The following is a 21200-nucleotide window of genomic DNA, read 5'->3' as shown; positions in this document are numbered from 1 at the left end:
ACCATTATTGCCATAAACTGATCCATTTATGCAAATGGACATACTTTCTGACTTTAATAATTTTGCATCTTACAATAATATCACAAGAAAACTAGAGGGTCAAACTCTTTTTCGCTCTCAAAATGAAGTAGCCTTTGCTTTTTGCGGCAACTTCTACATTTCCGAAAAGCGTTTCAAGTTTGTCCTTCGCTGAGGGTGCCCCCTGTTTTTTTTGAATGACTACCCAGAGTTCTCCTCCGGGAGCAAGGCGTTCAGCACTTTGCTCAAAGATTCGGTGTACAACTTTTTTCCCTGCACGGATCGGCGGGTTTGTGAGAATCGCAGCAAAGTCACGGGTTGTCACTTGGTCAAGGCAATCACTCTCATATACTTTTACGAAAGAAGCGTCATTTCGCACAGCATTTTCTCGCGCTAGGTCTAGCGCACGATTGTTGACATCTACAAGATGAATTTCCCTGTCATTTGTGCTTTTCGCCAGCGTCAGTCCAATTGGACCGTAGCCGCACCCAACATCCAGCAGCGGACCTTTTATTTCAGGCTCGGAAAACGTTTCTATTAAAAACCTGGAGCCGAAATCCACTTCTTTCTTCGAAAAAACTCCCTGATCTGTTTTAAAGCGAAGCGTATGGCCCCGCAGTGTAAAATCCCACCATAATGGGTTGCTTTCAGTTCCTGGAGTTTTGGAATAATAATGATCTGACATTTCAGATCACCCTCCCACTTGATTCATATTCATCTTACACAGCTTATAACAAAAGAGGTAAAAAAAAGCCCGCCTATTCAAGCGAGCTTTCCTTTCAATCCGATATTACTTAACTTCTACGCCAGCTCCAACTTCTTCAAGCTTAGCTTTAAGTTCTTCAGCTTCTTCTTTAGAAGCGCCTTCTTTAACAGCTTTAGGAGTGTTATCAACCATTTCTTTCGCTTCTTTCAAGCCAAGACCAGTGATTTCACGAACTGCTTTGATAACTTTGATTTTTTGAGATCCAGCGCTTGTAAGGATTACGTCAAATTCAGTTTGCTCAGCAGCAGCTTCTCCGCCACCAGCACCAGCAGCAGCTACAGGAGCAGCAGCAGATACACCGAATTCTTCTTCGATTGCTTTAACAAGGTCGTTTAGTTCAAGAACTGTCATTTCTTTGATAGCTTCGATCATTTGTTCTTTAGTCATGATATAGTTCCTCCTTAGTGGATGTTTTAATTTTTGTTTGGATGATCGTCATCCGGCGTGCAGGTGCTTAAAATTAAGCGCCTTGCTCTTCTTTTTGATCTGCAACTGCTTTCGTTGCCACGGCAAATCCGCGTAACGGTGCTTGAAGTACGCTAAGAAGCATAGAAAGAAGTCCGTCGCGTGATGGAAGTTCAGCAAGTGCTTTCACTTCATCAACAGAGATGATATTCCCGTCCATGACACCCGCTTTGATTTCAAGCGCTTCGTGTTTTTTAGCGAATTCATTAATGATCTTCGCAGGGGCAACTACATCCTCGTTAGAGAAAGCAATTGCGTTTGGTCCTGTAAGATTTTCATTCAACCCTTCAAGACCAGCCGCTTCAGCCGCTCGGCGTGTCATAGAGTTCTTGTAAACTTTGAACTCAACACCCGCTTCGCGAAGTGATTTACGCAGCTCAGTTACTTCTGCAACAGATAGTCCGCGGTAATCTACAATGATCGTTGATACGCTTCCTTGTAGCTTATCTTGAATTTCTGTTACAAGCTGTTTCTTTTGCTCGATAATGCTGCTCATCTTAACACCTCCTGTTGGTTTGTCTGGAGCTTCATTTATACCGTTCGAACGCACAAAAAAGCCTCGATGTCTGCTGCAGACATCGAGGCGTATCATTTCAATAAAAAGAAAAGTTCTTTTATCGTCATGACCTCGGCAGGAAATTAAGTCCAATGGACGCCTGCTGTCTACGGTACAAATGGTTATATACTTACACAACGCAATTCATCATATCAGATGGTTAGAGCACTGTCAATATTATTTTGAGTGATAATTACTTTGCTGAAACAGAAGAAGAGTCGATCTTAATTCCAGGACCCATCGTTGTTGTTACAGCTACTGACTTCATGTAAGTTCCCTTAGATGAAGCAGGCTTAGCTTTTTGCACTGTATCAAAAATCGTATTGAAGTTTTCAACAAGCTTGTCTGTCTCGAAAGAAACTTTTCCGATTGGCACATGAATGATACCAGCTTTTTCAGCGCGGTATTCTACTTTACCAGCCTTGATTTCTTTAACAGCTTTTTCAACATCAAATGTTACAGTACCTGTTTTAGGGTTTGGCATTAAGCCTTTTGGTCCAAGGACACGTCCAAGTTTACCAACTTCACCCATCATGTCAGGTGTAGCTACGATTACGTCAAATTCGAACCAGCCGCCTTGAATCTTTTGAACAAGGTCGCCTTCTCCTACGAAGTCAGCACCAGCAGCTTCAGCTTCTTTTGCTTTTTCGCCTTTAGCGAATACAAGAACACTTTGCGTTTTACCAGTACCGTTCGGAAGAACGACTGCTCCACGGATCTGCTGATCATTTTTACGTGTATCGATTCCAAGACGGAACGCTACCTCTACTGTTGCATCAAATTTAACAACGCTTGTTTTTTTCGCAAGTTCGATTGCTTCAACGACGCCATAATTAGTTGTACGGTCTACAAGCTTTGCAGCTTCTACGTATTTTTTACCTTTTTTAGCCATTTCTTTGTTTCCTCCTCGATTGTGGTTTTAGCGGAATAACCTCCCACGAATAAAGGTTGCGAGTGAAATAACTTTTCAACTTCGCAACCTCGTCCAAGACATGCATCAATTAATCTTCAATCGTAATACCCATGCTGCGAGCCGTACCTTCAACCATACGCATAGCTGATTCAACATCTGCTGCGTTTAGATCAGGCATTTTTGTTTCCGCGATTTCACGCACCTTGTCACGTTTGACAGTCGCTACTTTGTTGCGGTTAGGTTCACCAGAACCTGACTCGATACCAGCTGCTTTCTTAAGAAGAACGGCAGCAGGGGGAGTTTTAGTGATGAATGTAAATGAACGGTCTTCAAAAACCGTAATTTCAACAGGGATAATAAGACCAGCTTGATCAGCTGTACGAGCGTTGAACTCTTTACAGAATCCCATGATGTTGACACCAGCCTGACCCAATGCAGGACCTACCGGCGGAGCTGGATTAGCTTTCCCAGCTGGGATTTGAAGCTTTACCAATTTAATAACTTTTTTAGCCACGAGACACACCTCCTTAAGTCCGTGATGTGGTAATAGGGCTTGATACCCTCCCACTCAATAATCCAATTCTTTTATATAAAGAATGTAAATGTTAGTTCAGTCTCTCTATTGAGACATACTGACTTAAAAGATGTTACCACCTTTGGAATCAGAATTCAAGATGTTTCTAATTATATTTTGTTAATTTGCATAAAGTCAAGCTCAACCGGTGTTTCTCTGCCGAACATATTAACCAGGACTTTCACTTTGCCTTTCGCTGTATCAATACCTTCAATCACTCCAGCAAAATTAGCAAATGGCCCTTCGTTTACAGTGACGCTTTCTCCGACTTCAAAGTCCACTTCAACCGTACGTTCCTGCATTCCCATGCTTTTCAGAAGCTGAGTAACTTCTTCCGGAAGCAGAGGAGTAGGCTTCGAACCGCCGCCTGAGGATCCCACAAAGCCTGTTACACCCGGCGTGTTGCGGACTACATACCATGAGTCGTCTGTCATGACGATTTCCACAAGCACATATCCTGGAAATGTTTTTCTCTTCACAGTTTTCGCTTTGCCATCCTTGATCTCGGTCTCTTCCTCTTCAGGGATGACCACACGGAAAATCTTATCAGACATTCCCATGGACTCGACACGCTTTTCTAAATTCATTTTTACTTTATTTTCATAGCCTGAATACGTATGAACAACATACCAATTCTTCTCCAAAAATTTTCCCTCCTTAAATTTAATGTGCAGGTGAGCGTTTAGCTCCGGCAGACATAAGCGTATTCTCCGTACAGGCGTTTTTTTTGCCTGGCTGGGGAAGCAGTTTATGATTTACTTGCCTCGACGGAATACCAATTAAATGTACAGGCTGTTCGTGCATAAGCATAGCACCGGCAGCAGCCGTGACACGAAACTATATAAAAGGACTCTTATACAATTATGGTTTGTCTTATTTTTGCCCAATGAAAAAACCCGTTAAACGGGCTTCTGCATTTCTCATTCTATTGTACACGAAATCTCTTGCATATACGAAGAGATTTCCGATCTCTCATTATAATACCCAGTCAATGACAGCCGTAATACCCATATCAATTACGAAAAAAAACAGAGCGACAAAAACTACAGTTGAAAGAACTGTAATGGTGTAACGTGTTAACTCTTTACGCTTCGGCCAGCTGACCTTCCGCATTTCAGAGGAAACGTTACGAAAAAAGCTGCTGATTTTACCCATGCTGATGTACCCTCCAACCAATCTGATTTCGATTGTCCGTTCCCTGTTTCCAGCGAAAGGACCGCTCTTTTAAATCGTCTGCTTATGAGACGTATGAGCGTTGCAATGGCGACAAAACTTTTTTAATTCTAATCTATCGGACTGCTTGTCTTTTCCCTGAGGCACAGAATAGTTCCGTGTGCCGCAGACTGTACAAGCAAGAGCTGACTTTTTACCCACGATGGTCATTCCTTTTAGGATGAATACTAGTTAGGAAGCGGTTGCTATTGTGAACAGCTTTCTCTCATCAAGAAGAAAAAGGCGCCATTCATGCTAGAACGATATGTCGGATGACACATTGTCTCAAAGACATAATTTTTCCATCATCTCTTCACCTAACATCTTAAAAAATAACACCTTGATTCCCCGCTGTCAACAGGAGCTGACGATTAAAACATCAGCTCGTGCGCTTCCAAATAGCGCTCCAGTTTGCGTTTTACTCGCTGCAATGCGTTGTCAATCGACTTAACGTGCCGGTCAAGCAATGCAGATATTTCCTGATACGACTGACCATCCAGGTATAAAGACAGGACCTGCCTCTCCAGATCGCTAAGCAGTTCTGCCATTTTATCTTCTATTTTACTAAATTCTTCTCTATGAATAATTAGTGCTTCCGGATCAGTAGGCTTCGCCCCGGAAATAACATCCATAAGCGTCCTGTCTGATTCTTCATCATAGATAGGTTTATCAAGTGAGATATAAGAATTAAGAGGAATATGCTTTTGACGAGTTGCCGTTTTTATGGCCGTGATGATTTGACGGGTGATGCAAAGCTCCGCAAATGCTTTAAAAGAGGTAAGCTTTTCTTCCTTGTAATCTCGTATCGCTTTGTATAAGCCGATCATGCCTTCCTGGATAATATCTTCCTTGTCGGCGCCAATCAAAAAATACGATCTTGCTTTTGCTCTGACGAAATTGCGGTACTTTGTGATTAAATAGTCTAATGCTTCTGTGTTTCCCTTATGAACAAGTTCAATAATCTGATCATCTTCCAGCATTTGAAAATTCATTCGATCATCTGCTACCCGTTTGTAATCGTTCAAATGGATCCCCCCGACCGCTCAAAAACAATAGATAGAAATATTATACAGCACAGTTTTTCAGAGCGTCAACCGCTCATTTATCTCCTCTGCGCCATTTTTCGAATATTTGAGCTACTTCTTCTGACAGCGGAATAGTGGAGGAAGGCCGCTGTTCCTGTATTTTGCGGACCCTTTTTTCAATTTTCTTTTCGATTTGTTTTGTTTCAATTAATAATTCTCTGGCAGATTTTCTCAATGCGCCTTGCGCAAATATGACCCATTGCTCAGTGAAATCACTCGTTGCGACAATCACCTGCGTTTTTATGTCATTTAATTCAATCGCCAGCTTTTCGATCCGTTCATCCGCTGTTTCATTTTCTTTTGTAAAGAACACGTCGAGATTGTAATGCCGATGCTTTTTTGCAATGCCCTGAACAAATTGGGCGTCAAATACAATAATGACCCGGTATCCTGTATAGCCCTGATATTCAGCCATCGTTTCAATTAACCGGTCTCGAGCTGCAGCGAGATTATGGGATTTTAATTCATTTAGTTCCGGCCATGCGCCGATTATATTGTAGCCATCGACGAGAAGAACATTGTTCATGGCCGGTCAGCTTTCCAGGGGATGACGTTTTCGATAAATTTCGTACATCAGAATACTTGCTGCAACGGAAGCATTCAATGATGTGACATGACCCGACATAGGTAAATGAACAAGAAAATCACATTTTTCCCTGATTAATCTGCCCATTCCCTTCCCCTCACTTCCAATGACTAATCCAAGCGGCATGGTCGCATCGAAACGGCGGTAGTCCTGACTTTCTTTTGCATCTGTTCCGGTAATCCACAGTCCCTGCTCTTTTAAATCATCGATTGTACGGGCAAGATTCGTGACACGGGCAACCGGGATATGTTCAATCGCGCCTGTTGAAGCTTTTGCTACTGCAGCAGTCAGCCCCACAGCACGGCGCTTTGGTATGATAATGCCGTGTGCTCCAGTTGCATCTGCTGTACGCATAATGGAGCCGAGATTGTGAGGGTCTTCGAGTTCGTCGAGAATCAGGATAAAAGGATCCTCATTCCGGCTTTTGGCGAGCGCGATCATATCGTCCACTTCTGCATATTGATACGCAGCGACTGACGCGACTACCCCCTGGTGCTGTCCTTCTAAAAGCTGATCTACTTTTTTCTTCGGCACAAATTGAACCAGGACTCCCGCTTCTTTAGCTAAGTGGATAACCTGCTGCATCTGTCCTTTCTGAGAACCTTCAGCAATCCAGACTTTATTAATATCACGCCCCGATTTTAAGGCTTCAATAACCGGGTTTTTGCCTCCTATAAATTCTTCGCTCATTTTGATTCTCCTTTCAGCTTGTCCATCATGATGGCAATGGATTGCGAAACAACCTCATCTAAACGTTCTTGCTGTTCCGTTAAATATAAATACCCGATTAATGCTTCAAAAGCCGTGCTGTAGCGATACGTCTGAACATCGACATTTTTCGGCACCGTTCCTGATTTTGCATTTCTGCCTCTCCGGATGACAGCTTCCTCCGCTTCTGAAAAGAAGGAGTCTTGTGTCAGTGCCCTCAGCACAAAGCATTGTCCTTTAGCAGAAACATACTGAATCGACGCTTTCTGGAGAAAATTAGGTCTTACCGTCCCCTGCAGGAGAAGATGATGTCTCACATATTGCTCATAGACAGCATCTCCCATGTAGGCAAGTGCAAGTGCGTTTAATTGTTTTGGGTCGAGTGCAGTCTGGTTGTCAGCGCTCATAACTCAGCCTCTTCTCCAGCGGATGCCTTGTGCCGTATCCTCTAGGATGATATTCAGTTCTTTTAGCTGGTCCCGGATGGCATCTGCTGTTTTAAAGTCCCGGTCTTTACGAGCCTGTTCGCGTTTTTTGATTAAGTCCTCTATATCCTGATCAAGCAATTCTTTTTCCTGTGTCATCGAAAATCCAAGCACTCCTGCAAGCTCGTCAAACGCTGCTGTAAACGCATTGATGACTTCCACTGATGTGTTTTTTTCTCTTAAATAATGGTTCGCTTGACGGGATAAATCAAACAGAACTGAAATGGCATTCGCTGTGTTAAAGTCATCATCCATCGCCTTACCGAACGTTTGTTTGGTTTTATTTATTTCTTTCAGCCACTGCTCATTATTCTCCGCCAGGTTCGCACTTAGTCCTTTACGGTGAAGCAGATTTTCATACGAAGTGCGGATTCTATCCAGACCTGCTTTTGCTGCATTGAGCAGTTCCAGGTTGTAATTGATTGGGTGACGGTAATGCACGGACAGCATAAAGAAACGAAGCACTTGAGGGTCATGCTCTTTCAAAATGTCATTCACCAGTACAAAGTTGCCAAGAGATTTGGACATTTTCTCATTATCGATATTGATGTAGCCGTTATGCATCCAGTAATTTGCAAATGACTTCCCTGTTAATGCTTCAGACTGTGCAATTTCATTTTCATGGTGAGGGAAAGCAAGGTCCTGGCCTCCTGCATGGATATCTATCGTGTCTCCCAGATATTTACGCGCCATTGCGGAGCATTCTATATGCCAGCCAGGACGCCCCGCTCCCCATGGACTTTCCCAGGAAATTTCACTTTCCTTTGCGGCTTTCCATAATACAAAATCCAGCGCATCGTCTTTTCGCTCGTCTGATTCGATTCTGGCACCAATCCGGAGTTCATCGATCGATTGGTGGGATAATTTTCCGTATTCTTTGAATTTGCGTGTCCGGTAATATACATCTCCTGCTGATTCATATGCATATCCCTTGTCGACCAATGTTTGTATAAACTCGATAATCAAGTCAATATTTTCAGTCACCCTCGGGTGGGCTGTACCTCTTTTGCACCCAAGCGCTTCCACATCCTCAAAATAGGCATTGATAAATCGTTCAGCTACTGCCGGCACATCTTCACCAAGATCATTGGCTGCACGAATCAATTTATCATCCACGTCCGTAAAATTCGACACGAAGTTAACATCGTATCCCCGGTATTCCAAATGACGGCGAACCGCGTCGAATACAATCGCGGGGCGTGCATTTCCAATGTGGATATAATTGTAGACAGTAGGTCCGCACACGTACATGGAAACCTTGCCTTCTTCCTGTGGAGTAAATTGTTCTTTTTTTCGTGTGACTGTATTATAAAGTTGAATGCTCATTGTTTGAGCTCCTCTCTCTTTCTTTCTTCAGCTGATCTTTTACAAATACAAGTTCTGTTTCCAGGTGACGCATACGGTCCCAGATCGGATCCGGCATATCCTGATGGTTTAAATCACGGCGGCATTTCACCCCGTTGCGAACAACCACTCTTCCTGGAATACCGACAACGGTGGAATTGGCTGGCACATCATGCAGAACAACAGAACCCGCTCCTACTTTAGAGTTTTCCCCAATGGTGATGGAACCCAGCACTTTTGCCCCTGTTGCAACCAGTACGTTATCTTCGAGGGTGGGATGACGCTTCCCTCTTTCCTTTCCTGTTCCTCCAAGTGTGACGCCCTGAAATACCGTAACATTATTTCCAATTTCACATGTTTCTCCGATCACAACTCCCATGCCATGATCGATAAAAAAGCGTCTGCCGATTTGGGCTGCGGGATGGATTTCGATGCCCGTGAAAAATCGCGCGAGCTGAGATATTACCCGGGCAATAAAATACAATTTCCGACGGTAAAAGACATGAGCAACCCGGTAGCCCCAGATGGCATGCAGTCCAGAATACGTTAAAATAATTTCAATAGCGGATCTTGCTGCAGGATCCTGATCAAAAACCGTTTCAATATCTTCCTTGACTCGCTTAAACATCGCTTTCCCCCCCTTTTGCTGCACAAGCAGTATATATCATTGATAATCAGACTAATCTTATTGGAAATGTGGCCTTATAAAAACAAAAAAAACGCCTCTGTCAATTGACAGAGACGCCTTACACGCGGTTCCACTCTGTTTGAAGCCTAAGATACGGGCTCCCCACTTAATCGGAAATAACGGTCCGTGCCGCTTATGCCTACTAACGTTTCGGCAAAAGGCTCAGAGGTGCATGTTGGGAAAAGGAGTTGCCTGAACCACTTTCAGCCGGATGGTGGTTCTCTCTTATCGGGTTCCTTTTCTTACTTTTCCTCGTCTCAGCTTTACTCAAGTTTCTTATAAACGTAGTTAATGTATGCTTGTAAATATATCATATACCATTTAAATAAAAATGTTAATTCGAAAGCTTGCTTACACGAGCGAGAACTCTTTCTTTGCCTAACACTTCAATCGCATTAGGAAGCTCAGGGCCGTGTGTTTGACCGGTAACTGCAACACGAATCGGCATAAATAATTTTTTTCCTTTATGACCCGTTTGTTTTTGAACGGCTTTTATGGCTTTTTTAATTTCTGCTGATTCAAAGTTTTCCAAAGCCGTAAGCTGGCTTGCGAGCTCTCCCATTACTTCCGGAACCTGTTCTTCTGCCAGTACTGCGCTTGCCTCTTCATCGTACGTAATCTCCTCTTTGAAGAACAATTCTGATAGAGAAACGATTTCAGCTCCGAAACTCATTTGCTCCTGATAAAGAGCAACCAGGCTCCGCACCCATTCTTCTTCTTCAGCTGAACGGTCCTTTGAAATTCGTCCCGCTTCTTCCAGGTGAGGAACAGCAAGCTTTACAACTTCATCCAAATCAAGATTTTTCAAGTACTGATTATTCATCCAAACCAGCTTTTGTGAATCAAAAACCGCTGGTGATTTAGATAACCGGTCCGCATCGAAGATTTCGATGAATTGCTCTTTAGAGAAAAGTTCATCCTCCCCTTTAGGAGACCAGCCAAGAAGTGCAATAAAGTTAAATAAGGCATCCGGCTGATAGCCAAGATCTTTATACTGCTCAATGAACTGGATAATCGATTCATCACGTTTGCTTAATTTTTTACGGTTTTCATTCACAATGAGCGTCATGTGACCAAATATGGGTGCTTCCCATCCGAATGCTTCAAAGATCATCAGCTGCTTCGGTGTGTTAGAGATATGGTCATCCCCGCGCAGCACATGAGAAATCTTCATAAAATGATCATCTACTGCTACTGCAAAGTTATACGTAGGAATGCCGTCCTTTTTAACGATAACAAAATCACCAATGCCATCACTTTCAAAGGATACATCATCTTTCACCATGTCGTTAAACGTATAAGTCTTACCGGCAGGCACTGCAAAACGTATGCTCGGCTCGCGTCCCTCTGCTTCTAAAGCGGCACGGTCTTCATCCGTTAAATTGCGGCACTTCCCGCTGTATCTTGGCATTTCTCCTCTTGCAGTTTGTGCTTCCCGTTCTGCTTCAAGCTCCTCTGAAGTACAGTAGCATTTATAGGCAAGACCTTTTTGGAGCAGTTCGTTATAATGCTTTTCATAGAGATCATTTCGCTCTGACTGGCGGTATGGTCCGTACTCTCCCCCAACGTCAATGCTTTCATCCCACTCGATGCCAAGCCACTTTAAATACCGCAGCTGTGACTCTTCTCCAGTTTCAATATTACGTTTTGAATCAGTATCTTCAATGCGGATGATAAATTTCCCGCCTAGATTTTTAGCAAATAAATAATTAAATAGGGCTGTACGCGCATTCCCTATATGTAAGTGGCCGGTTGGACTTGGTGCATAACGCACACGAACTTCTGTAGACATAAGTAATCCTCCTATTTTGTACTTCTTATTTTGCCTGAATTAAAATGGTTGCCTGAGCGGCGATGCCTTCTTCACGACCTGCAAAGCCGAGCTTTTCTGTCGTGGTGGCTTTAACATTCACTTGTTCTTTTGACGCGTCAAGGAGTCCGGCAATCCGCTCCCTCATCTCTTCTATATGCGGAGCCATTTTCGGCCGCTGTGCGATAATCGTACAATCAATATTAGCCAAATGGTAGCCTTCTTTTTTCACAAGATCCCATACATGCTCAAGCAGCTTCGCGGAATCCGCTCCTTTAAAAGCAGGATCAGTATCAGGAAAATGCTTGCCTATATCTCCTGCACCAATTGCCCCGAGCGCTGCATCTGCTACTACATGAAGCAGCACATCCGCATCTGAATGGCCAAGCAGTCCTTTTTCATGAGGAATCGTAACCCCTCCAAGAATAAGAGGTCTGCCCTCTGTTAATTGATGAACATCATAGCCCTGTCCGATTCGAAACATACTTTCACCTCATTTTTAACTCTGTTTCACTTGTTCAAACATAGCTAATTCTTGTATTTTAACATCCGCTTTTCCTTTTTTTAAGAATGGCTTCAGCAAAAAAAAGGTCTTCTTTTGTCGTCAGCTTTATATTATCATAATCTGCCTCTACAACTTGAACTTTTTCACCAATTTGTTCAAGAAGGGAAGCATCATCGGTTCCATTAAAACCATTTTTCACTGCTTCCTGATTTGCTTTAAGCAGCAAAGAAAGACGAAAAGCCTGCGGCGTCTGAATCGACCACAAGCTTGAACGATCTATCGTGTGCGCAACTGTTCCTTCACGGATCACTTTCATTGTATCTTTAACAGGCACTCCCGCTATAGCAGCACCTGTTTGAAATGCCTGTTCGGCCAGTTCATGTATCGCCGCCTGCTGAATAAAGGGTCTGGCCCCGTCATGCACCATCACGATAGATGCAGTTGCGTGGAGCAAGGCGTGATAAACGCTCTGCTGTCTTTCCTTCCCGCCCTCAGCCATGGCGACCACTTTATGAATGGAATATTCCGCAAGCAGCCCTTCAAGCACTTTTCGGTCATCCGGGCTAACAGCAAGAATAATCCCCTTGCACAGCGGGTCTTCCTCAAATACCTGAAGTGTATGAATAATAACCGGTTTGCCGTCTATAGTAAGCAGCAATTTATTTCGGTCTGCCCCCATCCTTTTTCCTTTTCCGGCAGCAGGGATAATCACTTCATACTCCATTTGACTAACTCCTGTTCTATGCGATTAAAGCGCTTTTTCGTATGCTTTCGGTTTTGCAAATATCATTCTGCCTGCTGATGTCTGAAGAACACTTGTTACGATTACATCTATATGTTTGCCAATAAAGTTTTTCCCGTCTTCCACAACAATCATGGTCCCGTCATCGAGATAGGCGATTCCCTGGTTTTGTTCCTTGCCATCTTTAATCATTTGAACATGAAGCTCTTCACCAGGCAATACAACCGGTTTAACCGCATTGGCCAAATCGTTGATATTCAGCACTTGAACGTCCTGCAGATCACAAACTTTATTTAAATTAAAGTCATTGGTCACGACAATTCCATTCAATACTTTGGCCAGCTTCACAAGCTTGCTGTCCACCTCATGGATTTCTTCAAAGTCCCCTTCATAAATGGTGACCTGGATGGGAATATCCCGCTGAATCCGTTTAAGGATATCAAGTCCGCGGCGTCCGCGATTTCGTTTTAATGCATCGGAAGAATCCGCGATATGCTGAAGCTCACCCAGTACAAATTGAGGAATGACGATTTCTCCATCTAGAAAACCCGTCTGGCAAATGTCTGCAATCCGCCCATCTATAATGACACTGGTATCCAGGATTTTGTGCCTTTTAGAGGCAGGAGGTTCCACCATTTGCTGCTGTCCATTAATATCAAGTGTTTTTTTGGCAGGGTTTTTCGTAAATAGCTGAATCAATTCATCCCGTTTGGTAAACCCAACCCGGAAACCTAAATAGCCCAATATCAGCGTTAGTAAAATAGGCGCTACTGTATTGACAATCAAAATTTGAATATCATTGATCGCTACACCCAGCAGGAACGCTACGATCAATCCGATGATCAATCCGAGTGTACCAAAAAGCAGATCTGTCACCGGCGCTTCCACCAGTCGATCCTCACACCACTTAAGGAATTCCACTACGTGGTCAATCAGCCAAAATAAGATAATATAAAAAATAATAGCTCCTAAAATAGCAGTTACATAGGGATTATTAATAAGTGCGTTATCTACACCTAAAGGCCCAAACAACAATTCAGGAATTAAAAATACGCCCAGGGTTCCACCTAAAATCAAAAAACACACTTGTACGATTCGTCTTAACATTCCTTCACCTCCTTGTTTCATTATTTACCAATTTGTTTATTTCAAACCTTGCTAAAAGCAATAAAAATGAATATTTCAGTACATTTCACTTGAAAATCTACTTTCTTATTTTAAAAAGCGTAGCATGATGTTCATTAGAAAGTCAATTTATACAAAACGACATATCATATCATATATCTACAAAGCTGGCAATCCATTATTTCACAGCTGATTGTCGGCTATCGATTGATCTTTAATCAGCCGCAGACCTTCTTTAATTTTTTTTGCTCTGACTTCTCCAATTCCCTCTACATCATCAAGCATTTGAACGGACGCTTTGACCATTTGGTTTAAGTGAGAAAACTCATTGATTAAATTTTCAATGATCATAATGGGCAGGCGGGGAATTTTGCTAAGCACACGATACCCTCTTGGCTCTGTCAAATCTTCCGCCGGTGTATAGCCGCTGTGCCCAAGCAGCTTCATGAGGGCGCCATCTTCCAACACCTCAGACGTTACCATATCCTGAAAACGATTAAGGAGCTCAAAGGATTTAATATGTCTGTCCTTCGCGTAATCCCGCATTATCATCATCGCTTCTTCTTCCATGTCGGCAATTAATTCGTTCATCTGCAAACGGACTAACCTGCCCTCTGTTCCTAATTCATTTAAATAAACCAACAGTTCATTTTTTATGCGCAGAACCATTTCAAAACGGTGCAGTACCTGAAGAACGTCCCCAAACGTTACCATTTCCTCGAATTCCAAAAGTGTTAAATGGGAGATGCTTTGATCAAGCACCACTCGGTATTTTTCCAATGTTTGAACCGCTTGATTGGCTTTTGCTAAAATGACAGCAATCTCTTTCAGCGCGTATCGAAACGTCCCCTTGTATAAAGTAATGACGTTTCTTCTCTGAGAAATGGCGATCACTAAGGCATCTGTTTCCCTTGCTACACGTTCTGCTGTTCTGTGCCTCATGCCCGTTTCTGAAGAGGGAACCATCGGACTCGGGGCGAGCTGGGCATTGGCAATTAAAATTTTGTTTCCTGTTTCATTTAAAATAATGGCTCCGTCCATCTTAGCCAGTTCATATAAAAATGTTGGAGAAAATGGGCAATGAATTTGAAAGCCTCCATCTACAATGGATTTCATTTTCTCGTTGTATCCTACGACAATCAGTCCGCCCGTTCCTGCGCGCAAAACATTATCGAGCCCTTCTCTGAATGGAGTGCCCGGGGCTACGAGCTGAACGATGTCAATGGCCCGTTCCTGCTTTCTTTTTTCTTCCATTTTTTAATCCCCCAATACTTTCTTTAACGCTTCATTTACATCTGAAACACCCACGACTTGTATGTCTTCAGGGAACTTCCATCCTCCAATATTATTGGCTGGAATAAAGACCCTTTTAAATCCCAGCTTTGCAGCCTCCTGCACCCGCTGTTCGATCCGGGATACTCTCCGTATTTCTCCCGTCAGCCCTACTTCTCCAATAATGCAATCAGTACCACTCGAAGGCTTATCTTTAAAGCTTGAAGCAATACTTATCGCAACTGCCAGATCAATTGCCGGTTCATCAAGGCGGACGCCGCCGGCTACTTTTAAGTAGGCATCCTGCTGCTGTAAAAGCAGACCTACTCTTTTTTCAAGAACAGCCATTAAAAGAGAAACCCTGCTTTGATCCACTCCTGTTGCCATTCGCCGCGGGTTATTAAAGCTTGTAGGGGTCACGAGCGCCTGTATTTCAACCAGCACCGGACGCGTTCCTTCCATTGAGGCTACTACAGTGGAGCCCGCTGCTCCCTGAGATCTTTCTTCGAGGAAAATTTCCGACGGATTTAACACTTCTTCTAATCCCGTTTCCTTCATTTCAAAAATACCCATCTCATTTGTAGAGCCAAACCGGTTTTTCACAGCCCGCAAAATCCGGTACGTATGATGCCGTTCTCCTTCAAAGTACAGCACGGTATCAACCATATGCTCTAATATTCGTGGACCTGCAATGGAGCCCTCTTTTGTCACATGGCCCACAATAAAAATAGCGATATTTTTCATTTTGGCAATGCGCATCAGCTCAGCTGTACATTCCCTTACTTGAGTGACACTGCCAGGGGCTGAAGTGACTTCAGGATGATAGACGGTTTGAATCGAATCAATGACTACAAAATCCGGGGACAATTGTTCGATGGAGTGGTGGATCGATTCTAAATTCGTTTCTGCATAAACATATAAGTTTTCAGAAGTAACGTTTAATCGATCAGAACGGAGTTTCGTTTGCTTTACAGATTCCTCTCCTGAAATATAAAGCACTTTATTTTTTGTTTCTGCAAGCTGAGAGGATACCTGTAAAAGCAAGGTGGACTTTCCAATGCCCGGATCTCCTCCGATTAAAATCAGCGAGCCCGGAACCACACCTCCGCCAAGAACACGATTTAATTCTCCGCTTTTCGTCTCAACTCGCGGTTCCTGAATGGATTTAACTGATACAAGAGGAGTTGCTTTAACCGAACTTCCTTCAGGTGTATGCGTAAATGTTTTTCTTGGCTGCTTCCCTGTGATGGATACATCTTCTACCATCGTGTTCCACTCACCGCAGCCTGGGCATTTGCCCATCCATTTTGCAGATTCATAGCCGCATGACTGGCACATGAATTTTGTTTTCTTTTTGGCCACTCTATTTCCATCTCCTTGCAAGGTTTATAAAAAAATAGTGCACGTGTTTGAGGCTGACACACGTGCACTAATTGATTGATTTAAAGATCTTCTGTATCAGCCATTAATTCGCAGTGGAACCTGCTTCTTCTTTGCGGTTTACAACGAACTCTTTGCCTTCTACATCAATTTCAACCGTATAGCCTGCAAGCACGTTTCCTTTTAACAGCTCTTCGGATAAACGGTCTTCCACATGCTTTTGAATCGCACGGCGCAGCGGTCTTGCTCCATATTCAGGATCAAATCCTTCATCTGCGATTTTTTCTTTTGCTGCTTCTGTTATAGAAAGTTTTATATCCTGCTCTTTTAGTCTCTTAACCAGCTCGTTCGCCATAAGCGTGACGATTTCTTTGAGGTGGTCTTTTTCAAGTGAATGGAAGACAATCATTTCATCGATTCTGTTTAAAAACTCCGGACGGAAAGCGCGCTTCAATTCTTCAAGCACTTGTCCTTTCATGTCCTTATAATCCTGTTTGGAGTCCTGAACATTAAACCCGACATTTTTATTGAATTTCAATGCACTTGCCCCAACGTTGGACGTCATAATTAATACGACATTGCGAAAATCTACCGTCCGTCCTTTTGAATCCGTCAAACGGCCATCCTCAAGCACCTGGAGCAAAATATTAAATACGTCAGGATGCGCTTTTTCAATCTCATCAAGCAAAACGACTGAATAAGGTTTGCGGCGGACTTTTTCTGTTAGTTGACCGCCTTCTTCATATCCGACATACCCTGGTGGCGACCCTACAAGACGGGATGTTGAATGTTTTTCCATGTATTCTGACATGTCGATTCGGATCATTGCGTCTTCATCGCCAAACATGGATTCCGCAAGAGCTCGTGCAAGTTCCGTTTTACCAACACCTGTAGGTCCTAAGAAAATAAATGAACCGATTGGGCGTTTCGGATCTTTTAAACCGGCTCTCGCCCGTCTAACGGCTTTGGATATGGCTGTTACAGCATCTCCCTGGCCGATGACGCGGTTGTGGAGTGTTTCCTCGAGATTCAGCAGCTTTTGTGTTTCGGTTTCTGCCAGACGGGAAACCGGAACTCCAGTCCAGGTTGATACCACATGAGCGATATCTTCAACCGTTACTTCTGTATTTTCCTGACCCTGTTTTTCTTTCCAGATCTTTTTCGTTTCATCCAGTTTTTCTTTTGTCTTTTGTTCAGAATCCCGTAAAGAAGCGGCCTTTTCAAATTCCTGACTTTGAACAGCTGCATCCTTTTCGTTGCGGATTCCCTCTAATTTTGCTTCAAGCTCCTTTAAATTAGGAGGCGTTGTATAAGAACGAAGACGCACTTTTGAGCCTGCTTCATCGATTAAATCAATGGCTTTATCGGGAAGAAAACGATCTGAAATATAACGGTCTGATAATTTTACAGCCGCATCAATCGCTGCATCTGTAATCGATACGCGGTGATGTGCTTCATAGCGGTCGCGCAGCCCTTTTAGAATCTGAACAGATTCTTCAGCTGTCGGCTCATCTACTTGAATTGGCTGGAAACGGCGCTCTAATGCTGCATCTTTTTCAATGTATTTTCGATATTCATCAAGTGTAGTAGCACCGATACACTGTAATTCACCGCGTGCTAGTGATGGTTTTAAGATATTTGAGGCATCGATTGCACCTTCTGCTCCTCCTGCTCCAATCAGCGTATGAAGCTCATCGATGAACAGAATGATATTTCCTGCCTGGCGAATCTCATCCATTACTTTTTTCAAACGGTCCTCAAATTCACCACGATATTTTGTTCCTGCGACTACCGTACCCATATCAAGCGTCATAACCCGTTTGTCGCGCAGAATTTCCGGCACTTCATTTTGCACAATCTGCTGCGCAAGTCCTTCTGCGATCGCTGTTTTACCGACCCCTGGTTCTCCAATCAACACAGGATTGTTTTTAGTCCGGCGGCTCAGCACTTCAATTACGCGTTGAATTTCTTTGCTTCTGCCAATAACCGGATCGAGGCTGCCTTCACGCGCAATAACGGTAAGATCACGTGCCAGTCCATCGAGTGTTGGTGTACTCGCATTGGCATTGGAGCTGCCTTGGTGACCACTTGCTTCATTGCTGCCCAGCAGCTGAAGCACTTGTTGTCTTGCTTTATTTAAACTGACACCCAGATTGCTTAATACCCGTGCTGCAACACCTTCTCCTTCACGGATTAACCCAAGAAGGATGTGCTCAGTGCCTACATATGAATGGCCCAATTTACGTGCTTCATCCATTGAAAGCTCAATCACTTTTTTTGCCCGCGGGGTATAATGAACGCTTGGTGACTGTTCAGTACCTTTGCCGATCAGTTCCTCAACTTCTTCCTGAATCTTTTCCGTGCTTAGATTCAGGCTCTTTAATGCCTTCGCAGCAATGCCTTCTCCTTCTCGAACAAGCCCAAGCAGGATATGTTCAGTGCCAATATTTGAATGGGAAAGACGAATTGCCTCTTCCTGTGCCAACGCCAATACCTTTTGTGCTCTCTCCGTAAACCGTCCAAACATCATAGGTCTGTTCCTCCTTTTAGCTGTGAATCATCCATTTCTAACCGTTCACGTATTAATGAGGCCCTTCGCAAATCACGTTCAAAAGGACGCAAAAACCCTCCTGCGTATTGCTGAAGGAATCCTGGCTGAGTAAGAATCATCAGTTCGTTTAAAATCGTCCGAGGTACATCCTTTATATACCCTAAATCAATTCCTAAACGCACATCCGATAAACATTTAGCAGCTTCTTTAGATTCTATGACACGGCTATATCTTAATACACCATAGGATCTGAAAACACGATCTTCAAGCTGAACACCTGAAGTCTGAACCAAAGCTTCGCGCGCTGCTTTCTCCTGGGCAATAATTTGGTGAACAACCCGTAAGAGATCTTCTACAATGTCTTCCTCAGATTTTCCAAGCGTGGTTTGATTAGAAATTTGAAAGATGTTACCTAAAGCTTCGCTGCCTTCCCCGTAAATTCCTCTAGCCACAAGACCAAATTGTCCAATAGCCGGAATAATTCTATTCATCTGGTTCGTCATCATCAAACCCGGTAAGTGCATCATAACAGATGCCCGTAAGCCTGTGCCAACATTTGTAGGGCACGTGGTCAAATAACCAAGCTGCTCATCAAATGCATAATCAAAGTGTTCTTCAATTGAATCGTCAAGTTCATTTGCCTTTCGCAGCGCTTCTTTTAACTGTAATCCAGGGTACAGACACTGAATGCGCAGATGATCTTCTTCATTTACCATAATACTGATATCTTCTTCATCTGACAGCCATACAGCAGATGAAGCTGAATCTTCAGCAAGATTTGGACTAATCAGATGTTTTTCGACCAGTACACGTTTTTGAAGCTCCTGGAGTTCTTTCATTTCCAAAAGTTCAAGTGCTTCCCCGGCCTCTTTCATACTCTGTTTCACTTTTTCAGAAACGTCCGCTGCCTCTTTTTCAGTAAAAACGGTAGGGAATGAATGGTGTTTGCTATTTCTCGCTAATCGTATTCGACTTGATAACACAATTTCTGAATAAGGTCCTTCTTCGTTCATCCAGGAAGTAACAGCCTTCGTCAAAAACTTTTCAAGTGTCAAGGCTGCTCACCTCCCTGCTTATCGATATCTTTTTCAAGAGAGCGTATATGATCGCGGACTCCCGCTGCTTTTTCAAATTCTTCTTCATTCACTAATTCCTTTAATTCTGTTCTTAGCTCACTGATTTTTCTTTTCACATGAATTGTCCCGCCTTCGCGCTCAGGAAGTTTCCCCTGATGAACCTCATTTCCGCTGTGAAGCCGTTTCAAAATAGGGGGAAGCTGATCACGAAAAGATTCATAACAGGAAGGACAGCCGAATTTTCCAATTTTTAAAAATTGCGGAAAGGTTAAATTGCATTCCTTGCAGCGAATTGTTTCTTTTTCAGAATGCTGTGATTGGTTAGGCTGCTGTACAACTGGAGTAATATTCAAAAGACCCGCAAGTAAATTATTGAACGAAAAGGCACTTGCATCATTAGATAAAAAGGAATCTCCTTTATCTTGCGCACAAACCTCACACAAATGAACCTCTGTTTTTTCCCCGTTCACTACTTTCGTAAAATGCAATGCTGCGGGACGCTGCTGACACTCTTGACAAACCATCCCTCTCACCTCATTTATTTATATTTTAATGTTGTTATCATAGCCGTTAACATTCTTGCGCGAATTTCATCACGCAGAGGCAACGGAATTTTAAGTGTAGCTCGATCCATCGCACTCAGCATCAGTTTCGCCTCTCTTTTGGAAATACAGTCTTCATCCAGCAGTCTATACACTACGTCTTCCGCTGTGGCTTGTGCTATATGAGATTGAAGAAGCTCTGATATCTGATCAATAAGATGGGACTGATCATGGCTTTTGACCTTTATAATACGTATATAGCCGCCTCCGCCCCGCTTACTTTCCACAACATATCCCCGCTCTACTGTAAAACGGGTATTAATTACATAATTGATTTGAGAAGGCACGCATTGAAATTTGTCTGCAATTTCGCTTCTCTTTATTTCCACTATTTCACTTCCACTGCCTTCTAAAACCTGCTTTAAATACTTTTCAATGACATCAGATATGTTTTTCACAACCCCCACCTCCTTTGACTTTGACTATCTTTGACATAAATTATACAATACGTTTCGATCTTTTTGCAAATAGGGTGAGCTGAGTGGTAGTAAAAAGATTTCCCGCCTGTTGAATCCTCTATTAAATACATGAAAATAAAACAATGCGCTAGCTTAATCAAACGAATATCTGCATGACCATGCAACAAATGAAGGTGAACAGCTGGAACATTTTTATCAGTGTACAGCACAAAAAAAAGCCATTCCCCAAAGGGAATGACTCTTTTTTTAGTGCCTAGCGACGTCCTACTCTCACAGGGGGAGACCCCCAACTACCATCGGCGCTGAAGAGCTTAACTT

24 protein-coding genes and 2 other annotated features are annotated in these 21200 nt (G+C 43.1%); all 24 genes read right to left on the bottom strand.

Annotated features, from left to right (window positions below):
- Positions 1-91 precede the first annotated feature (91 nt).
- The 24 genes from P6709_RS18655 to P6709_RS18540 all read right to left on the bottom strand — a co-directional run bounded on the left by P6709_RS18655 (position 92) and on the right by P6709_RS18540 (position 20861).
- Entirely contained in the window at positions 92-703 is a 612-nt protein-coding gene (locus P6709_RS18655) for a class I SAM-dependent methyltransferase (protein WP_278242435.1), read from the bottom strand.
- Positions 704-808: 105 nt separating this feature from the next.
- Complete coding sequence (rplL, locus tag P6709_RS18650; RefSeq protein WP_133378474.1) at positions 809-1171, bottom strand: 50S ribosomal protein L7/L12; 363 nt, start codon at positions 1169-1171, stop codon at positions 809-811.
- 73 nt (positions 1172-1244) lie between these two features.
- Entirely contained in the window at positions 1245-1745 is a 501-nt protein-coding gene (gene rplJ, locus P6709_RS18645; RefSeq protein ID WP_278242434.1) for a 50S ribosomal protein L10, read from the bottom strand.
- A gap of 46 nt (positions 1746-1791) precedes the next feature.
- Positions 1792-1936: a sequence feature (ribosomal protein L10 leader region), on the bottom strand.
- Between the two features lie 62 nt (positions 1937-1998).
- On the bottom strand, positions 1999-2697 hold the full coding sequence (gene rplA, locus P6709_RS18640; RefSeq protein ID WP_278242433.1) for a 50S ribosomal protein L1: 699 nt from the start codon (positions 2695-2697) through the stop codon (positions 1999-2001).
- Between the two features lie 109 nt (positions 2698-2806).
- On the bottom strand, positions 2807-3232 hold the full coding sequence (gene rplK / locus P6709_RS18635; RefSeq protein ID WP_041054642.1) for a 50S ribosomal protein L11: 426 nt from the start codon (positions 3230-3232) through the stop codon (positions 2807-2809).
- Between the two features lie 170 nt (positions 3233-3402).
- Complete coding sequence (nusG, locus tag P6709_RS18630; protein WP_278242432.1) at positions 3403-3936, bottom strand: transcription termination/antitermination protein NusG; 534 nt, start codon at positions 3934-3936, stop codon at positions 3403-3405.
- Positions 3937-4267: 331 nt separating this feature from the next.
- Positions 4268-4447, bottom strand: coding sequence for a preprotein translocase subunit SecE (gene secE / locus P6709_RS18625; protein WP_278242431.1), 180 nt, complete (start codon positions 4445-4447; stop codon positions 4268-4270).
- A 69-nt stretch (positions 4448-4516) separates the two neighbouring features.
- Positions 4517-4675, bottom strand: a complete 159-nt coding sequence (gene rpmG / locus P6709_RS18620; RefSeq protein WP_442905370.1) for a 50S ribosomal protein L33 — start codon at positions 4673-4675, stop codon at positions 4517-4519.
- A gap of 200 nt (positions 4676-4875) precedes the next feature.
- Positions 4876-5496 carry an RNA polymerase sporulation sigma factor SigH gene (gene sigH, locus P6709_RS18615; RefSeq protein WP_278242467.1) on the bottom strand — a complete coding sequence of 207 codons (621 nt, stop codon included), beginning with the start codon at positions 5494-5496 and terminating at the stop codon, positions 4876-4878.
- Between the two features lie 106 nt (positions 5497-5602).
- Entirely contained in the window at positions 5603-6115 is a 513-nt protein-coding gene (locus P6709_RS18610; protein WP_278242430.1) for an NYN domain-containing protein, read from the bottom strand.
- 6 nt (positions 6116-6121) lie between these two features.
- Complete coding sequence (gene rlmB, locus P6709_RS18605; protein WP_278242429.1) at positions 6122-6865, bottom strand: 23S rRNA (guanosine(2251)-2'-O)-methyltransferase RlmB; 744 nt, start codon at positions 6863-6865, stop codon at positions 6122-6124.
- Positions 6862-7290: a Mini-ribonuclease 3 gene (locus P6709_RS18600; protein ID WP_278242428.1), complete on the bottom strand. Its 429-nt coding sequence runs from the start codon at positions 7288-7290 to the stop codon at positions 6862-6864. Before P6709_RS18600 ends, rlmB begins: the two co-directional genes overlap by 4 nt.
- A gap of 3 nt (positions 7291-7293) precedes the next feature.
- Complete coding sequence (gene cysS, locus P6709_RS18595; RefSeq protein ID WP_278242427.1) at positions 7294-8694, bottom strand: cysteine--tRNA ligase; 1401 nt, start codon at positions 8692-8694, stop codon at positions 7294-7296.
- Complete coding sequence (gene cysE / locus P6709_RS18590) at positions 8675-9340, bottom strand: serine O-acetyltransferase (RefSeq protein WP_278242426.1); 666 nt, start codon at positions 9338-9340, stop codon at positions 8675-8677. The genes cysS and cysE overlap by 20 nt, the downstream gene beginning before the upstream one ends.
- Before the next feature lie 106 nt (positions 9341-9446).
- Positions 9447-9668, bottom strand: a binding site (T-box leader).
- A 66-nt stretch (positions 9669-9734) separates the two neighbouring features.
- Positions 9735-11192, bottom strand: coding sequence for a glutamate--tRNA ligase (gene gltX / locus P6709_RS18585; protein ID WP_278242425.1), 1458 nt, complete (start codon positions 11190-11192; stop codon positions 9735-9737).
- 25 nt (positions 11193-11217) lie between these two features.
- Positions 11218-11694 (bottom strand): 2-C-methyl-D-erythritol 2,4-cyclodiphosphate synthase, encoded by a 477-nt coding sequence (gene ispF, locus P6709_RS18580; protein WP_278242424.1) that lies wholly within the window; start codon positions 11692-11694, stop codon positions 11218-11220.
- Between the two features lie 58 nt (positions 11695-11752).
- Positions 11753-12439 (bottom strand): 2-C-methyl-D-erythritol 4-phosphate cytidylyltransferase, encoded by a 687-nt coding sequence (ispD, locus tag P6709_RS18575; protein ID WP_278242423.1) that lies wholly within the window; start codon positions 12437-12439, stop codon positions 11753-11755.
- Positions 12440-12463: 24 nt separating this feature from the next.
- Entirely contained in the window at positions 12464-13564 is a 1101-nt protein-coding gene (locus tag P6709_RS18570) for a PIN/TRAM domain-containing protein (protein WP_278242422.1), read from the bottom strand.
- Between the two features lie 201 nt (positions 13565-13765).
- Entirely contained in the window at positions 13766-14836 is a 1071-nt protein-coding gene (disA, locus tag P6709_RS18565; protein WP_278242421.1) for a DNA integrity scanning diadenylate cyclase DisA, read from the bottom strand.
- A gap of 3 nt (positions 14837-14839) precedes the next feature.
- Positions 14840-16216 carry a DNA repair protein RadA gene (gene radA, locus P6709_RS18560; protein ID WP_278242420.1) on the bottom strand — a complete coding sequence of 459 codons (1377 nt, stop codon included), beginning with the start codon at positions 16214-16216 and terminating at the stop codon, positions 14840-14842.
- Positions 16217-16319: 103 nt separating this feature from the next.
- The gene (gene clpC, locus P6709_RS18555) at positions 16320-18764 is read right to left on the bottom strand and encodes an ATP-dependent protease ATP-binding subunit ClpC (protein ID WP_278242419.1); all 2445 of its coding nucleotides are present in this window, start codon (positions 18762-18764) and stop codon (positions 16320-16322) included.
- Entirely contained in the window at positions 18761-19840 is a 1080-nt protein-coding gene (locus P6709_RS18550; protein WP_278242418.1) for a protein arginine kinase, read from the bottom strand. The genes clpC and P6709_RS18550 overlap by 4 nt, the downstream gene beginning before the upstream one ends.
- The gene (locus tag P6709_RS18545) at positions 19837-20385 is read right to left on the bottom strand and encodes a UvrB/UvrC motif-containing protein (protein WP_278242417.1); all 549 of its coding nucleotides are present in this window, start codon (positions 20383-20385) and stop codon (positions 19837-19839) included. The genes P6709_RS18550 and P6709_RS18545 overlap by 4 nt, the downstream gene beginning before the upstream one ends.
- A gap of 14 nt (positions 20386-20399) precedes the next feature.
- Complete coding sequence (locus P6709_RS18540) at positions 20400-20861, bottom strand: CtsR family transcriptional regulator (RefSeq protein ID WP_278242416.1); 462 nt, start codon at positions 20859-20861, stop codon at positions 20400-20402.
- Positions 20862-21200: the final 339 nt, after the last annotated feature.

Source organism: Jeotgalibacillus sp. ET6, assembly GCF_029667115.1.
Taxonomy (GTDB): domain Bacteria; phylum Bacillota; class Bacilli; order Bacillales; family Jeotgalibacillaceae; genus Jeotgalibacillus.
This window is presented reverse-complemented; position numbering and strand designations above follow the sequence as displayed.

Coding starts and splice junctions, on each gene's coding strand:
- clpC (WP_278242419.1), bottom strand. CDS start 18,764: ATGATGTTTGGACGGTTTACGGAGAGAGCACAAAAGGTATTGGCGTTG.
- rpmG (WP_442905370.1), bottom strand. CDS start 4,675: ATGACCATCGTGGGTAAAAAGTCAGCTCTTGCTTGTACAGTCTGCGGC.
- rlmB (WP_278242429.1), bottom strand. CDS start 6,865: ATGAGCGAAGAATTTATAGGAGGCAAAAACCCGGTTATTGAAGCCTTA.
- cysE (WP_278242426.1), bottom strand. CDS start 9,340: ATGTTTAAGCGAGTCAAGGAAGATATTGAAACGGTTTTTGATCAGGAT.
- rplA (WP_278242433.1), bottom strand. CDS start 2,697: ATGGCTAAAAAAGGTAAAAAATACGTAGAAGCTGCAAAGCTTGTAGAC.
- ispF (WP_278242424.1), bottom strand. CDS start 11,694: ATGTTTCGAATCGGACAGGGCTATGATGTTCATCAATTAACAGAGGGC.
- cysS (WP_278242427.1), bottom strand. CDS start 8,694: ATGAGCATTCAACTTTATAATACAGTCACACGAAAAAAAGAACAATTT.
- gltX (WP_278242425.1), bottom strand. CDS start 11,192: ATGTCTACAGAAGTTCGTGTGCGTTATGCACCAAGTCCAACCGGCCAC.
- disA (WP_278242421.1), bottom strand. CDS start 14,836: ATGGAAGAAAAAAGAAAGCAGGAACGGGCCATTGACATCGTTCAGCTC.
- ispD (WP_278242423.1), bottom strand. CDS start 12,439: ATGGAGTATGAAGTGATTATCCCTGCTGCCGGAAAAGGAAAAAGGATG.
- rplL (WP_133378474.1), bottom strand. CDS start 1,171: ATGACTAAAGAACAAATGATCGAAGCTATCAAAGAAATGACAGTTCTT.
- P6709_RS18570 (WP_278242422.1), bottom strand. CDS start 13,564: ATGTTAAGACGAATCGTACAAGTGTGTTTTTTGATTTTAGGTGGAACC.
- rplJ (WP_278242434.1), bottom strand. CDS start 1,745: ATGAGCAGCATTATCGAGCAAAAGAAACAGCTTGTAACAGAAATTCAA.
- P6709_RS18610 (WP_278242430.1), bottom strand. CDS start 6,115: ATGAACAATGTTCTTCTCGTCGATGGCTACAATATAATCGGCGCATGG.
- sigH (WP_278242467.1), bottom strand. CDS start 5,496: ATGAATTTTCAAATGCTGGAAGATGATCAGATTATTGAACTTGTTCAT.
- secE (WP_278242431.1), bottom strand. CDS start 4,447: ATGGGTAAAATCAGCAGCTTTTTTCGTAACGTTTCCTCTGAAATGCGG.
- P6709_RS18600 (WP_278242428.1), bottom strand. CDS start 7,290: ATGAGCGCTGACAACCAGACTGCACTCGACCCAAAACAATTAAACGCA.
- P6709_RS18655 (WP_278242435.1), bottom strand. CDS start 703: ATGTCAGATCATTATTATTCCAAAACTCCAGGAACTGAAAGCAACCCA.
- P6709_RS18545 (WP_278242417.1), bottom strand. CDS start 20,385: ATGGTTTGTCAAGAGTGTCAGCAGCGTCCCGCAGCATTGCATTTTACG.